General features: G+C 45.6%; 12 protein-coding genes and 1 pseudogene. 5 read left to right on the top strand and 8 right to left on the bottom strand.

Going from position 1 to position 14,718, the window contains the following annotated elements; translation table 11 throughout:
- Nucleotides 1–167: transposase domain-containing protein (locus tag FTU50_RS05750; RefSeq protein WP_171295185.1), on the bottom strand; the 167-nt coding region annotated here is incomplete at its 3' end.
- 608 nt (nucleotides 168–775) lie between these two features.
- Here FTU50_RS05750 and FTU50_RS05745 point away from each other — a divergent pair.
- Nucleotides 776–3,010, top strand: a pseudogene (locus tag FTU50_RS05745) (DUF6351 family protein).
- Nucleotides 3,011–3,412: 402 nt separating this feature from the next.
- A complete protein-coding gene (locus FTU50_RS05740) occupies nucleotides 3,413–4,150 on the top strand; it encodes a hypothetical protein (RefSeq protein WP_168382536.1) in 738 nt (245 codons plus the stop codon).
- Here FTU50_RS05740 and thiM read toward each other — a convergent pair.
- The 3 genes from thiM to FTU50_RS05725 all read right to left on the bottom strand — a co-directional run bounded on the left by thiM (nucleotide 4,147) and on the right by FTU50_RS05725 (nucleotide 6,641).
- The gene (gene thiM, locus FTU50_RS05735) at nucleotides 4,147–5,010 is read right to left on the bottom strand and encodes a hydroxyethylthiazole kinase (protein WP_168407897.1); all 864 of its coding nucleotides are present in this window, start codon (nucleotides 5,008–5,010) and stop codon (nucleotides 4,147–4,149) included. The genes FTU50_RS05740 and thiM overlap by 4 nt on opposite strands.
- Before the next feature lie 11 nt (nucleotides 5,011–5,021).
- Nucleotides 5,022–6,188, bottom strand: coding sequence for a hypothetical protein (locus FTU50_RS05730; RefSeq protein WP_180069604.1), 1,167 nt, complete (start codon nucleotides 6,186–6,188; stop codon nucleotides 5,022–5,024).
- A 195-nt stretch (nucleotides 6,189–6,383) separates the two neighbouring features.
- Complete coding sequence (locus FTU50_RS05725) at nucleotides 6,384–6,641, bottom strand: hypothetical protein (protein WP_005178638.1); 258 nt, start codon at nucleotides 6,639–6,641, stop codon at nucleotides 6,384–6,386.
- Nucleotides 6,642–7,305: 664 nt separating this feature from the next.
- Between FTU50_RS05725 and pepN the strand changes: the two genes are divergently transcribed.
- Complete coding sequence (pepN, locus tag FTU50_RS05720) at nucleotides 7,306–9,912, top strand: aminopeptidase N (RefSeq protein ID WP_075166856.1); 2,607 nt, start codon at nucleotides 7,306–7,308, stop codon at nucleotides 9,910–9,912.
- A 240-nt stretch (nucleotides 9,913–10,152) separates the two neighbouring features.
- Entirely contained in the window at nucleotides 10,153–10,368 is a 216-nt protein-coding gene (locus FTU50_RS05715; RefSeq protein WP_180069602.1) for a hypothetical protein, read from the top strand.
- Between the two features lie 69 nt (nucleotides 10,369–10,437).
- Here the strand turns inward: FTU50_RS05715 and FTU50_RS05710 are convergent, their stop codons facing one another.
- Nucleotides 10,438–10,884 carry a universal stress protein gene (locus tag FTU50_RS05710; RefSeq protein ID WP_075166855.1) on the bottom strand — a complete coding sequence of 149 codons (447 nt, stop codon included), beginning with the start codon at nucleotides 10,882–10,884 and terminating at the stop codon, nucleotides 10,438–10,440.
- A 106-nt stretch (nucleotides 10,885–10,990) separates the two neighbouring features.
- A complete protein-coding gene (locus FTU50_RS05705; RefSeq protein ID WP_005178628.1) occupies nucleotides 10,991–11,434 on the bottom strand; it encodes a universal stress protein in 444 nt (147 codons plus the stop codon).
- A 284-nt stretch (nucleotides 11,435–11,718) separates the two neighbouring features.
- Here FTU50_RS05705 and FTU50_RS05700 point away from each other — a divergent pair, with 284 nt between their 5' ends.
- Entirely contained in the window at nucleotides 11,719–12,738 is a 1,020-nt protein-coding gene (locus tag FTU50_RS05700) for an alpha/beta hydrolase (RefSeq protein ID WP_180069598.1), read from the top strand.
- Between the two features lie 25 nt (nucleotides 12,739–12,763).
- On the opposite strand, the gene FTU50_RS05695 is transcribed toward FTU50_RS05700, so the two are convergent.
- Together FTU50_RS05695 and leuE are read right to left on the bottom strand one after the other, a co-directional pair.
- On the bottom strand, nucleotides 12,764–13,942 hold the full coding sequence (locus FTU50_RS05695) for a benzoate/H(+) symporter BenE family transporter (RefSeq protein ID WP_180069595.1): 1,179 nt from the start codon (nucleotides 13,940–13,942) through the stop codon (nucleotides 12,764–12,766).
- A 108-nt stretch (nucleotides 13,943–14,050) separates the two neighbouring features.
- The gene (gene leuE / locus FTU50_RS05690) at nucleotides 14,051–14,704 is read right to left on the bottom strand and encodes a leucine efflux protein LeuE (RefSeq protein ID WP_075166853.1); all 654 of its coding nucleotides are present in this window, start codon (nucleotides 14,702–14,704) and stop codon (nucleotides 14,051–14,053) included.
- Nucleotides 14,705–14,718: the final 14 nt, after the last annotated feature.

Here is a 14,718-nt window from a genome sequence, read left to right as displayed (position 1 = left end):
ACAAGCCAAACCACGTGCTCAGCAGGTAATTTTCTCCTTCTGATTGATGCCTTACCTGTTTGATGCAGGCTTGTTTCAATCCAATTTAAATCAATAAGTTCACAAAAATGGTTGAGTGATGGGAGAGCATGTTCAAGAGTGGATTCTAAATGTTCAGATAAAGACATAAAAAAATGAGCGTATTTACATACACTCATTTTTACTACATTTTACTAAAATTTGCTTAACTGACTGGCATTACCATGGTTAGGGGCTAGTCGTATGCACATCTGAGGCACATACTGTAAGAGGCTCATCTCATACTGAGCGTATTAAAGCACACTCTTTTACTTCAACCTACGAAAGTTTTTCTGATCTGCTGGTTATAAATGAAAGGTCATAGCCAAAAGTGGGAGGAGGAGAAAGTTTTATTGCTCAAAAATAAGCATTTTTTATCTGGAACTTGGATGTTTTGAATTTCTCATTTAATCGTTAAATGGTTACAAAAATTTTCCAATAAGACGGAAAATATTACACGGGAATAAAAGAATTTAATCATTTACTAAGTTAATTAAAGTAAAAGTTATATAACTATTCATCTTTTTAGTCATGCAAAATAGCTTGAAATTAAATCAGATATTCAGAAGCAGAATTTGGTTTTTATCCCTGATTTTGGTGATTTTTTAAAACAGCCCATAAAACAATAAATAACAATAATGACAATGGTTGTTGTCAAATTATCTTTATGCTCATGAATGAAGTTATACAGATAAAAACTTCAGAAAAATAATAATTTATGGATGAGCGTATGAAAGGAAAACTGGTATTCAATAGCCTCAATATTGCGGTGTGTGGTGTCATATTGTATGGCTGTGGTGGCGGAGGTGGAGATTCTTCCGGTTCAGGAACATCTACGAAAGTAGAGCGGGAAATGGTGGAGGTGTTATCCACCCGGCCAGATTTAATTACAGACTCGGATGTATTGCTGAAACTGGATCTGCCCGATGATATTCAAACTACGGCGTTGAAAGTGTCCCTGAATGGACAAAATATTAGTGATGCATTTGCCAATGAGCAGCGCCAAGCCTTAGTTGAAGGACTTAAACTGGGCGATAATCAACTCAAGGTTGAAGCAGGGCGTTATTATCAGAATTTAAGCCTGATCAATCATCCTTCGAGTGGACCATTACTGTCTGGCCCGCAGTTAAAGCCCTGGACCTGTACCAATGCGTCGACCGATCAGTTCTGTCAAAAGGCTGTGCAATATAACTATTACTATAAAGATCGTTTGGGACTCATTAAAAGTTATGACCCGGCACAACCGCCGGCCAGCCAGAATATTGCCACCACCACTACCGATGAAGGACTAACGGTGCCATTTATTGTGCGTGAGGAAGTGGGCTATCAGAACCGCGATGAATACCGTTTTGCGGTGTTGTATGATCCGAACCAGCCGTGGACCGCCTTAAAGCCACAAGCGCAATTTAACCATAAACTGGTGGTCACGCATGGCCAAAGCTGTAGTAATGATTACCAGTCTGCCTCTGCGCCAACGGTCATTGCCACTTCAAGTTCCATTTTGCCTGATGTCACCATTTTGGCTTTAGGCCGCGGCTTTGGGGTGATGTCGACTGCACTGTCTCATAGCGGTCATAACTGTAATCTGGCGATTCAGGCAGAATCGCTGATTATGGCCAAAGAGCGTTTTATTGAGCAGTATGGCACCTTGCGCTATACCATCGGGCAGGGCTGTTCAGGTGGTGCGCTGGCAGCACAATGGGTGGCCAATGCCTATCCGGGAATTTATTAGGGGATTTTACCCACTTGCTCATTCCCTGATGCCTGGAGTACCGCTTCACAGTTCGCCGATTATCACCTGATGATTAATTATTTCCAGACTCCAGAAGGCCGTTTAAGCTTCTTGCCGCATCAGATTGCGCATGTTCAGGGACATATTTCTGAAATTAATGGCTATGTCAGTGAGCTGGCCCAGTTTGATGTGGCGCGGCCAAATACCATCTGCAAGGGAATTTCATCGGCACAGTTATATCATGCCACCAATAATCCTCAAGGCATTCGCTGTTCGATTCAGGATGCGGCAATTAATTTGCTGGCACCACGCCCAACGGAGCTGTGGACCGAAACTGAAAAACGCATTGGTCGCGGTTTTGCTGGCCTGCCGATGGATAATGTCGGGGTACAATATGGCCTGGACAGCTTGATGAAAAACATCATTACCCCAGAACAGTTTGTACAGTTAAATGAAAAAATAGGCGGTGTGGATATTGATATTCAGGCGGTGCCTGAGCGGCTAGAAGCCAATTATACGGCGCTGAACAACGCCTATCGCAGTGGCTTAATTAATGTCGGAAATAACCTGAATAAAGTGGCGATTATTGACTGTCGAGGTCCGGACCCGGCGCTGTTCCATGATTCCTATCGTGCCTTTGCCATTCGGGCGCGACTGGAAAAAGCGCATGGTAATTATAATAACCATGTGATTTATGGCGGTGATCTGGTCATGATTGCCGATGCCAAATGTCTGGAAATCAGCTTTAATGATATGGACCGCTGGTTAAGCAATGTCGAAAAAGACTTAAGTGATTTGCCTATTGCTGCCAAACTGACCCAAAACAAACCGGCAGATGTAAAAGATGCCTGTATTACTGCCGGCATCATTAACCGCGAGAATCTGTGCAGCACGCTCAGATTACCGGTATATGGCACACCGCGTATGGTGGCCGGGGACAGCCTGACCACCTATGCCAACAAGTGTCAGCTGAAACCTTTAAATGTGTCGGATTATGGCAATACGGTCCGCTTTAGCAATGAACAGCTCCAGCGATTGCATCAGGTTTTCCCGCAAGGCGTGTGTGACTATAGCCAAGCCCCAGTTGGCTTTGCTGACACCATTGGCTGGATGAGTTATCAGGATCGGCAGGGCAGCGTAGTTTATGGAGGACAACCTTTGCCTGCGGTCAGTTCATCGGCTGCACGCGGCTGGGCATCTAAAGCTTTCCAGCTGTTTTAATTTTTAATTGTTCACACATTTTTTGTTTCACAAAAACCAGTGATTTTTCACTGGTTTTTTTATGATTCATTTTGATTTTTAGTTGAAAATTCATGCAATATGACTGCGGTTATTTCGCCGGTGTGTAGATGGTAGGCAAATAACCTTTGGTCGAATTAAAATGTTAACCAGATCTCATTAATTCGCTGAATTATCAGGTTTTTTAGCGAGAAAGCCCAGATAAGCGTTGTAAAATCATTAGATTAAATTTACTCACAATTATTTTGATTAATATGAATTATTTCATATAATTACAATGATTTATCACAAAATGGACAAATCCCGGAAAATAGTGATAACTGATTCCGGGTTGTGACACTAAAATGAGTCTGATAAATTAAAACAATCATAGGGTGAAGGATTATGGATATCACTGAGACGGTGTTTGACTTCAAAGCCTTATCCACACAACAACAAGATTATTTTTTTGAAAAAATTGCCGAGTTTGATCAGCAGGTGTTTACGTTAACCTGTGAAAAGGAGCTAAAGAAATATCTGTATGACCCGCAGGCAATTTCGGTCACCATTATTCAATATCATCATCGTGGCAAACTGGTTGGGCAGACCATTATTCCACTGTTGGCCTTAACCCTGTTGCATCAGCCAATTCTGGTGGTTAACTCACGCGCCAGTTTTTTAAAAAGCTATCGCCATCAATACAACCATAAAATCATCAACAGTGCGCTCAAAGCCATGCTGAATCAGCGCTTTAAATATCCTTTAACGCCCATGTGGTTTATTGCCACCATCAACCAGCCGAAGCTTTATGCACATTTTATATCGCGTGTTCGGGGCTTTTATCCACGCAGTGATATCCGGATGCCGGAGGATTATTTAAGCGTGTTGCAGGTGATGGCCAGCCGGCAACACGACATCCAGAAGCGTGATGAAGATATTTATGTGCATCAGACCTGTGTGCCGCTGCGCAGTGAAGAGGAGCTGCAACAGTTAAGAGTGCATGCCAATCCGCATTGTGATTTTTTCCTGCAACACGCACCGGACTATTTTGATGGCATCGGCCTGATGTGTATTTGCCGTTTAGACAGTAAAACCCTGACCGAAACGGCACTCAACTTTGCTTTGGACTGGAAGGTGTCTTAAGGCGCCAGAAATTTTAAATCGGCATGTTCACGGATGGTGTCCGCATCCAGACTGAAAATGGCATCCATAAACGCCACATTAAAACTGCCAACCTGTGAACTTTGCGCGTGGGCCAGTTTTCCGGCAATGGCAAAATGGACATGCGCGGCAATGGTGGCAATGGTCACCGGACTGACTGCGGCATAAGCAGCAATTAAAGCGCCTAGGGCACAGCCGGTTGCGGTGACTTTGGGCTGTAATTCCGAGCCACCATTCACCTGCACCACCTGTTCAAGCTGTCTGGACAGAATAAAATCGGATTCACCGGAAATGGCAATACATTCGGCATGCGCCAAGAGGCTTTTGGCCTGTGCATATACCGCGGTGCTATCCAGGGTCGAATCAACACCTTTGGATTCTACCTGTGCGCCGGCCAAGCCGCCAATTTCCGACGCATTGCCGCGAATCACACTCGGTTGAAAGGTCAATAGCGCATCAACCATATCTGAGCGCCATTTTAAGACGGGCCCATAACCGACCGGGTCCAGCACCCACGGTTTGGCAAGACGCTGGGCCGTTTCTGCCGAAATCTGCATGGCCTGCATCTGTTCGCTGGTCGGTGTGCCCAAATTAACACTTAAGGCGCTGCAAATACTGCTGAAGCTTTCTGCTTCAAAAGGATTATCAATCATGGCCGGTGATGCACCGGCAGCCAGCAGAATATTGGCGGTATAATTGGTCGCAACACTGTTGGTGATACATTGCACCAGTGGTTGCCGGGTTTTGAGCAGGCTCCAGGCTTCAATAATTTTTTCAATCATTGCCGCGGTTTCATCGGGCAGGCTGCTGTCAAGAGTGGAAAGCTGTTCTGGATAATTCATCAGTTACCCCTTTATTGGGTAAAGTAGTGGTCTTGCTGTTTACAGCGACGGCAGAACAAGGACACATAATGCTGGGCATCATAATCGACATCCAGTTCATCCGAGCCGCAGTGCATACAGCGTTTTAAGGCATAAAATTTTAAGCGCGGTTCAATCTTTTCCCAGATTTTCCAGATCGGTTGTACAAAGATCATTTCATCATAATTGAGAAAACGGAAAAATAGAATTTCCACCATTTTGCTCATCGGCAGTTGTAGTGGATGTGGCAGCGTGGTGGTCATCCATTTTTCTTGCAGGCCACGTTCACGGTACTGTTCTACGGTTTTTTTCAGCAGATTGGTATTAATGAATTTTTCATTGCGTGCCTGTAATAATTTCTGGCCATGCAGATAATCTAGCGCGGTTTGCACCAGATAAAAAATCTGACCCACTGCCAGGCTGTCCAGCAGGCGAAAACACAGGCTTTTAAAACTGTTGTTGCCGGAAATTTGCACCTGCCAGATGCGGCAATAAAACTGCATGAACTGCACCACTTTTTCATACATCAGTTCATAGATGGCATCTTTGACTTCATCTGAACTGTGAAAGGGCACGCCCTGGCTTAAATTCTGGTAAAACCATTGTCGAAGCTGATGGGTAATACTGAACAGGCTCGGCTCTGAATAACCATCCAGCCGCACATTCACATAATACTGGCCGGCTTCATCGGCGAATTCCTTGGCCACCAGAATCTGCTGGTCAAGCAGCTGTTTGATCAGCTGTTTCTGATATAAATAGTTGGGTGAAAAAGGCTGGAATTTAATCCGTTCCCAGTATATATATTCATCATGCTGGGTATTTTCATGTACCTGATCGTCCAGCATCGACAATAAAAACAGTTTCTGGATAAAGCTTAACTGATTCAGCTTGTGCTCAATCATGTCTTTATCTTTGCCTTTATTTTTCAGTTTGCGGTTTTCCTGTACCAGCGCTTCTTTAATCAGCTGTTTGCGCTTTTTCTCACAGGCTGGGCAATGGCAACTGTGCAAATTGCCCGGATATACTTTATGTTCGCAGTAACTGCACTCGTGATAGCTCAGCTCCTGATCATACTGTTCGGCTTCCACCCAATACATGGCGGCGCGGCACAGCGGACATGAGGTGCTTTCATCTAACTGTTTTTGCAGAATCTGGAGCATATTCAGGTGCAGTCATCATTTTAGAAATAGGATGTCTGGATTATACATGGCTGGGCCGCATTGGTTTGCTCAAAAAAACATAAAGCAGAAAACTTGGGCACCATGCCGAATTTGAATACTCTGATCTGAACAGCTCTTTGTCATAAAAAATACGGCAGTGCGCCGTATTTTAAATGGAAGTTAAAGGGGGAGAGATTATACCGGACACGGTAGCGAATCATCCTCCTCACCAAGTTGTTTGGCCTGAATTAGCGCCTGTACTTTTTTGCTTGGGATTTTCTTGCTACCCAAGGCATCATAGGTATTCAAAATGGACGTGACCTCATTGGTCTGCATGGGAATGCCTTCACAGCTCATAAAGAGGGCAATCACTTTATGGTCGATGTTGGCCTGATCGAGGGTTTGCAGGGTTTTAATATTTTCTACACGGACGATATGCTCTTTTAAATACATCTCACACCTCTTCTCGTTTTTTCATCATTGTTATCATGCGCTCGGCGCCTGTAAATACAAGCAAGAAGCGTGCACAAAATGTAGCCGATTTGAAAATAATGTAATGACCCACGCTCAAATGGCGATCCGTCCAACTGAAAGCGTCATTTAGCCGGTAACTGTTTGAGTCTAGATGTGAAATTGAAAAGCTAAATTTGAATAAATCTCCCTTCGCAAAAGCTGACAAATTGTCACCGGATTTATCTTGACGAAGTCTAAATAAGCCTCTGTTTAGACTAGAGAAATTATCCGGTTTTATCTCGCAGTATATTTTTAGCTGCACAGATCACAGGTCTTTGATTACAGAATGTAGTCAAGTGGCAGCTTTATGTAGGAACTTGTATCTCAATAGCGCAGAATTTCAGGTCAGATGGGCAGAACAGCACCAGCATGGCGCAACACCAGCGCGAGAAGATTTTAGCTGGCAGATTAAGCTGTTGGATTCGCTGCATAATTCAGCATCTCTGTATTTTTAAACAGATTTAGTTGAATGATGAATTGAAAAGTCATGGCCGGATGCCCATATTAGAACAGACGCGCATTCAGCAGACAGACTGAAAAAGTTGGCGTATGATCAAGACATCATCCGCATAATGCCCCGGCGTATAAACAATTAGGACATGATATGAATATCGCAGCAAATCCAGTGGTTGAAGCAGACCAAACTATTTATTTAAAAGACTATCAAAAACCTGCATTTCTGGTGGATTCAATTAATCTGGATATTCAGGTGTATGCAGACCACACTATCGTCAATACTATTTTGGAGATGCAGCGCCAGACCGAAGGTGATTTGGTGCTGTTGGGCCGTGATTTGGAGCTGAAAGCCATTCATCTGAATGGCCAGCAACTGACTGAAAATGACTATCAGCTCGATACTGAACAGCTGGTGATTCAGCATGCACCAGATCGTGCACGTATTGAAACCCAGGTGGTGATTCATCCGGAAAGCAACACCATGCTGGAAGGTCTGTATCAGGCCGGTGATCTGTTTGTGACCCAGAATGAGCCGGAAGGTTTCCGTAAAATTACCTTCTATCCGGACCGTCCGGATGTGCTGTCGGTATTTACCACCCGGGTGGAAGCCGATAAAAAATATCCGGTGCTGCTGGCCAATGGTAACCTGATTGAAAAAGGCGAGGTGGATGCCCAGCGTCACTATGCGATCTGGCAGGACCCCACCAAAAAGCCAAGTTATCTGTTTGCCTGTGTGGTCGGCGATTTAGCGGTGCTGAAAGACAGCTATGTGACTTCTGAAGGCCGTAATGTGGCACTGGAAATTTATGCGGTAGAAAAAGATATTCCTAAATGTCACATCGCCATGGAAGCGTTAAAACATTCGATGCGCTGGGATGAAGAACATTATGGTCTGCCGTATGACCTCGACAACTATATGATTGTGGCGGTTAGCCAGTTCAATATGGGCGCGATGGAAAACAAGGGCCTGAACATCTTTAACACCTCTTGCGTGCTGGCCGATGAAGAATACACCACCGATGCGGCAATTATGCGGGTTCAGTCGGTCATCGCACACGAATATTTCCATAACTGGACCGGTAACCGGATTACCTGCCGTGACTGGTTCCAGCTGTGTCTAAAAGAAGGCTTGACCGTTTTCCGTGACCAGTCGTTTTCAGAAGATTTACAATCGGCCGCAGTACAACGGATTGATGATGTCGCTGTATTAAAAGCGCATCAGTTCCCGGAAGATTCTGGCCCATTGTCGCATCCGCCACGTCCAGATCATTTTGTTGAAATTAATAACTTTTATACCGCCACGGTGTATGAAAAAGGGGCGGAAATTAACCGCATGATGTCGACCTTGCTCGGCAAGGAAAAATTCCGCGCCGGTACCGATGAATATTTCCGCCGTCATGATGGTCAGGCGGTGACGGTCGAAGACTGGGTTGCGGCACTGACTGCAGGTTCAGGTGTTGATTTATCTGCGTTCCTAACCTGGTATAACCAGCCGGGTACCCCAAAATTGCAGGCACATGGCGAATATGATGCTTCGGCTCAAATCTATCGTTTAAGCTTTAAACAAAGCCTGAAAGCGCATCCGAAATATCCGGACCTGAAAGCGGTGCCAATTCCAGTGGCTTTGGCGCTGTTTAATGCCGAAACCGGCGAGCAGTATACGCTGCAATCTGAGGCCCTGTTTGAAAATGGCGTAAAAGATGGCGTGTATCTGTTTGATCAGGATGAGGCAACCATCGAATTTAGCGGCATTAATGCCAAACCGGTGGTGTCGCTGTTACGTAACTTCTCGGCGCCGGTAAATCTGGAATTTGATGCCAGTGATGCCGAGTTGGCCTTCCTGATGCAGTATGAAACCAACGGCTTTAACCAGTGGCAGGCGACGCAGACCTTGCTGGAGCGCATTTTGCTAAATGGTCATGCGGTAGAAAGTTATCTTCAGGCCATGAAAAACACGGTGCCGGCACTGGTCAATCAGGACCCGTTACTGGCCTCACGAATTTTTGATGTACCAAGCGAAGGCTATTTGGGTAGCCGGATTGATCAGCACTATAGTCCGGTGGATATTCAGGAAAAACGTGAAGCCTTGTTAAATACGCTGGCGCGTGAATTGGGTGCTTTCTGTAAGGAAACTTACTTAAGTCTGGACCCGGACCTGCAAAAAGAGTTTTCACAGGCCATGGGCGTACGTGCGCTGAAGAATATCATGCTCAGTCTGATGGCACGTCAGGGCGATACCGAAGCCTTTGATCTGGCACATCAGCAATACCAGAATACCGGCAATATGTCAGAACGTTTAGGCGCGCTACGTGTACTGGTCTGGAATGATGCACCACAAGCCGAAGCCTGCCTGCAGGACTTCTATGACCGCTTTAAAGATGAAGCGCTGTCTTTAGACCAGTGGTTTACTGTACAGGCCTCCCATCCAAATGCAACGGCTGAAACCATTCATGCCTTAACCCAGCATCCGGACTATGACCTGGGCACACCAAACCGCATTCGTTCGGTCAGTGGCGGTCTGAATATGAATCCGGTAAATACCTGGAGTTTTGGGGTGCAGCATTATATCCATTTGGCCAAATACCTCGATGAAAAGAACCCGATTTTAGGTTCACGTTTGCTGCAGGTGCTGTCACGCTGGTATACGCTGGATGAACCACAGCGCAGTCAGGTACAGGTGGCCCTGGAAACCTTGAAGCCCTTGGTGAAATCGAAAAACGTGGTCGAAACTTTAAACAGTATGCTAAATGTCTAAACCGGTGCAGCTTTCGCTCGAAAAAATAGAATAATGAAGATTTATTTTATTTTCTCGGTATTTAGCAGTAACTTTATGTGAACTTTCCCGCATATTCGCGGGGAGTATGCTAAATTAAGGCTGAAACGTGTTTAGATAATTTAAATAAAAAAGCTCATCATTGTGGTGGGCTTTTTTATTTTTAGCCTGGAAAGGTTCAGGTGAAAAAGCCGGGTTCTGGCGTGAACAAGAGGTTAAGTGATGCTGGTTAAAATTGAAGATGGTTTTTACTTGAATTCACGACATATTATTGCGTTAAGAATGAACAGGATATTGAATGAAGAGCGTTTTATGGTGTCTATTGAATATACACCACACTCGATGCAGGACAAGGGGCTGTATCAGCGCATCTTTCCGAATAAAATTGAAGCAGAACTGTTTTTACAGGCATTGCATCAGGAAATTTCCAAACCCTGACCGCTGTTCAGCAGATTTAAAAAAACTCCTCACGTTGAGGAGTTTTTTTATGGCAGCTTTAGATTTACTTTAGACCTTCACAATCAGCACCGGAATAGGCGATTGGGTCAGCACGTTTTGCGCTACGCTGCCCAGCATCATTTTCTTGAAACCGGTCCGGCCATGTGAGCCCATAATAATCAGATCGGCACCGACTTCATCGGCAATCTGCATAATGCCATCTGAGGGTGCAACGCCGTGCGCCAGTTTCTGGTCGACCTGCACGCCTTCGCGCTGGAAAGAATCAAGAATTTCCTGCAAGCGCAGTTTGGCATTTTTTTCGGCCTGCATGAAATAGTCGGTAATGGCCGGAGCAACTTTATAAAAGTCGACGCCGACAAATGGGTCAACCGCAATCACACTCATTACCGTGACCTGGCAGCCTAAATCTTTGGCCAGACTTAAAGCCTGTTCTACAGCAGCATAAGAAATCGGGGATTCATCCACTGGAACAAGAATATGTTTATAGCTGGTCATGACAGTTTTCCTTATTTTTACATATGAAAATCGCGGGCTTTATTGAAACTGACAGTGAATGAAAGTACATCAAAAGCATTCAGGATTCTGGGCTGTAATGGGGCAATTAGGCCTTAATGACCAGCACCGGCAATTCAGAACTGCGCAGTACATCCTGAGCAAAACTACCGAGCAGGAATTTCTGGAAGCCTTTACGACCGTGTGAACCCATCACAATCAGGTCAACGCCCATCTCTTGTGCGGCTTCAACCACATGCTTGGCCGATACTTCGCCTTCCACAATTTTAGTACTTACAGTAACGCCCGCAGCTTCGGCAATTTGCTGGCCTTCTTTCAGGGCTTTTTGTGCATTGCCGTGTGCCTGCACAAAATATTCTTTCATGATGGCAGAGGAATAATAGAAATCGGCATCAGTGAACGGGTCTTCCGCCACCAGACTCACCAGACTCAGCTGACTGTTAAAGGCACGGGCAATTTCAGCTGCATGTTGCACCGCAGAATAGGAAATTTGAGAACCATCGACCGGAACGAGAATATGCTGATACGCCATGGAGAAACTCCTTATTGATATAATGAACTTAATGTTTAGCTATACTCTATAGATAGCACATCACCGGGGGGCATTCAATTTATTCCGGTGTTCTGCCTGCAAAAAAGATACAGATTTTTAATCACAATACCACTTAAGTAGGTCTTTGATTTAACAAATAATTCTGACTGGAATACTCTACATTGTCAGATCGCATTGTCGTGAAAAACCGGGTTCCATCTGCGCGGCGGCTGCTTTATAGTGAAGAAAAATAAAACAGCTGTATAAACAGGAAGATGGGTGAAATGAAGTATTTGATGTTAAGTCTGTGCATGAGCTTGCTGCTGGTGCTGAGTGGCTGCCAAAGCACAGCCGGTAATAGCCGTATTATTGCTGGCGCATTTAATCTGACCACCCAATTGCAACAGAAACTGATGGATCGGGATGCACCGCAGCAGGTGCGGGTGCTGGAAAATATCCAGTTTCAGCAAGATCCGGATTTAAGCCTGGATGTCTATTTGCCAGCACAGACGCCGGATGATACCGGATTGCGCCCGGCCGTGGTCTGGATTCATGGTGGTGGCTGGATTTCCGGTTCCAAAGCCCATGCGCGCGGTTATTTTAAGCGGCTGGCAGATGCCGGTTATCCGGTGTTTTCCCTGCAATATCAACTGGCGCCAGCGGCAACTTATCCCACCCAGTTGCATCAGATTAATCAGGCACTGGCCTATATTCAGGAACATGGCGCGCTGTTTGGTGTTGATGCCGAGCAACTATTTCTGGCCGGGGATTCTGCCGGTGCCAATCTGGCCAGCCATTATGCAGCCTTGCTGAGTAATCCGGAATTTGCCGCGCATTCGGAATTTGTGCCGGTTCTGGCCTTAACACAGCTGAAAGGGGTGATTTTGCACTGCGGGATTTATGATTTACCGCATTTTATTGAAACCGCACCGGATGAAATCAAAATTGTCGAGTGGGGCATTTATAACATGGTGCAGGCCTATACCGGCGAGCGCAAACAGGATGCTGAATTTCTGCAGCAGATTTCACCGATTCAGCATATTACTCCGGCGTTTCCACCGGTATTTTTAAGTGGCGGCAATAAGGATTTCCTGACTGATACTCAATCTTTACCGCTGTTAGAGGTGTTAAAGCAGCAGCAGGTGCCGGTAAAGGCGGTATTTTATCCCGACTCTAAACGCTGGCTGATTCATGAATATCAGTTCTTAATGCATCTGCCCGAAAGCCAGCAGACTTTTGAGCAGACCCTGTCATTTCTGGCCGATTATAGTGAAGCGGATCAGACAGATAGATCCGCGCCCTAAAATCTGCTGGTCATCATGTTAGTCTTTAGGATTTGGCTTTCCAGGGAAATTTCATCACCAGTAACACCACCACACCGCAAACCAGCCCCCAGAAGGCCGAGCCAATGCCCCAGAACTGGATGCCTGAAGCGCTTAGTAAAAAGGTCATTAATGCGGCTTCCCGGTCATCGGCCTCTTTAAAGGCAATAAAGGCGTTATGGCCGATGGTGCCAAACAGGGCGATACCGGCCAAGGCGGTAATCAGCACTGCCGGAAAAGACATCAGCAGGCTGGTTAAGGTGGCGGCAAACAAGCCCATCAGGATATAAAACAGGCCACAGCTCATGCCGGCAATATAGCGTTTTGATGGGTCCGGATGCACCTGATGATCCAGATTAACGGCAGCACTAATCGCTGCAATATTCACGCTATAACAGCCAAAAGGCGATAACACGGCCTGCGCGGTACCGGTCCAGCCGAGCAACTGATTAACATGCGGTTGATAGCCGTAGCTTTTAATAATGGCGATGCCGGGCAAATATTGCGAGGCCAGGTTAATCACCAGCAACGGTAAAGCCAGACCTAAAATCGCGGGCAGGCTAAATTCTGGACTGATCCACACCGGTTGTGCCAATGACCAGCTCACCACAGGAAAATGGAAATCCAGTACCAGTGGGCACAGCAGCATCGCCGCGATTACGGTCAGTACAATGCTATAGCGTGGCCAGAAGCGTTTTGACAGTACATAGGCTGCCAGTAAAGACAGGATAAATGCCCATTCATGCTGAATACTGGCAAACAAGGCAATACCGAATTTTAGCAGTACGCCGGCCAGCATGGCGCTGGTCAGGCTTTGTGGAATATAACGAAACAGACGTTCAAAAATCCCGAAAAAGCCCAACAGTGCAGTCAGCACGCCACACACCAGAAAAGCCCCAATAGCCTGATTCAAGCTATAACCACTACCCGTGGCAATAATCAGGGCCAACCCGGCGGTTGACCATGACGTCGACACCGGATATTTAAATTTCCACGAGAGCAGCAAGCCCGACAGGCCAATGCCCAGACCCAAAGCCCAGAACCAAGAGGTAATCTGTTCGGCTGTGGCTCCTAACGTTTGTGCCGCCTGAATCACCAGTACGGCAGAAACACTAATACCAATTAAAAAAGTGATAAATCCAGCAAAAACAGCCGGAATAGAAAAATCATGTATAAGCTTTTGCATAATCCGTTGCACAATAAAAATGGGAGAGAAAGCCGATAAATCATACGCCTTTCAATGGCCATCTAAAAGCTCAAATCTTTATCAGAAGTTAAAAATTTTGCCTGATTTTTATAAGGTCGAGCTGGCCAGTTTTAAACCGAAACCACAAAACAGCAAGCCAACTGCGGCCACACCGGTCGCGGTAAGGCGGTAATTCCGGTTGAAATAGGTCGCCAGTTTCATTCCGGAAAAAATCAGAATTGACAGATAACTCATACTGATGATTTGCAGAATAATCGCCAGCAGGGTAAAAGTCAGCGCCGGATAAGGATAGGCCGGATCAACAAATTGCACAAAAAAAGACAGATAAAACAGAATCGCTTTCGGATTTAAAATACTAATGGTTAATGCAGTGCGAAAAGGATGAATCTGTTCTGGTGTACTGCTGCTATTCCTGGTTTGAGTCGAGCGGCTTTTCTCGGGTTGCCAGGTGCGATAGGCGGCAATCATCAGACGTATGCCCAAATAACTTAAATACAGCGCGCCAATCATTTTCAGCGCTATAAACAGCCACGGAAAACTGTGTAGCACGGAGGCTGCACCAAAGGCAGTACACAGAATTAAAATCAGGTCACCGGTATAAACGCCTAAAGCACCCAGATAGCCGGCTTTAATGCCAAAGCGCGAGGCAATTGACATCACATATAAAGAGTTAGGGCCGGGCAGGATCACAATTAAAATGGTTCCAATAATGAACGTCATTACGTCAGTGATACCAAACACAAGAAATCCAGAGA

The organism is Acinetobacter sp. YH12112 (assembly GCF_013418945.1).
In the GTDB taxonomy this organism is placed as follows: domain Bacteria; phylum Pseudomonadota; class Gammaproteobacteria; order Pseudomonadales; family Moraxellaceae; genus Acinetobacter; species Acinetobacter indicus.
The sequence above is the reverse complement of the archived record's forward strand: the minus strand, read 5'-3'. Positions and strand labels throughout refer to the sequence as shown.

What these genes read in the sequence shown, in the direction of transcription:
- FTU50_RS05740 (WP_168382536.1), top strand. Translation starts at nt 3,413, where the DNA reads ATGGATATCACTGAGACGGTGTTTGACTTCAAAGCCTTATCCACACAA.
- thiM (WP_168407897.1), bottom strand. Translation starts at nt 5,010, where the DNA reads ATGAATTATCCAGAACAGCTTTCCACTCTTGACAGCAGCCTGCCCGAT.
- FTU50_RS05730 (WP_180069604.1), bottom strand. Translation starts at nt 6,188, where the DNA reads ATGCTCCAGATTCTGCAAAAACAGTTAGATGAAAGCACCTCATGTCCG.
- FTU50_RS05725 (WP_005178638.1), bottom strand. Translation starts at nt 6,641, where the DNA reads ATGTATTTAAAAGAGCATATCGTCCGTGTAGAAAATATTAAAACCCTG.
- pepN (WP_075166856.1), top strand. Translation starts at nt 7,306, where the DNA reads ATGAATATCGCAGCAAATCCAGTGGTTGAAGCAGACCAAACTATTTAT.
- FTU50_RS05715 (WP_180069602.1), top strand. Translation starts at nt 10,153, where the DNA reads ATGCTGGTTAAAATTGAAGATGGTTTTTACTTGAATTCACGACATATT.
- FTU50_RS05710 (WP_075166855.1), bottom strand. Translation starts at nt 10,884, where the DNA reads ATGACCAGCTATAAACATATTCTTGTTCCAGTGGATGAATCCCCGATT.
- FTU50_RS05705 (WP_005178628.1), bottom strand. Translation starts at nt 11,434, where the DNA reads ATGGCGTATCAGCATATTCTCGTTCCGGTCGATGGTTCTCAAATTTCC.
- FTU50_RS05700 (WP_180069598.1), top strand. Translation starts at nt 11,719, where the DNA reads ATGAAGTATTTGATGTTAAGTCTGTGCATGAGCTTGCTGCTGGTGCTG.
- FTU50_RS05695 (WP_180069595.1), bottom strand. Translation starts at nt 13,942, where the DNA reads ATGCAAAAGCTTATACATGATTTTTCTATTCCGGCTGTTTTTGCTGGA.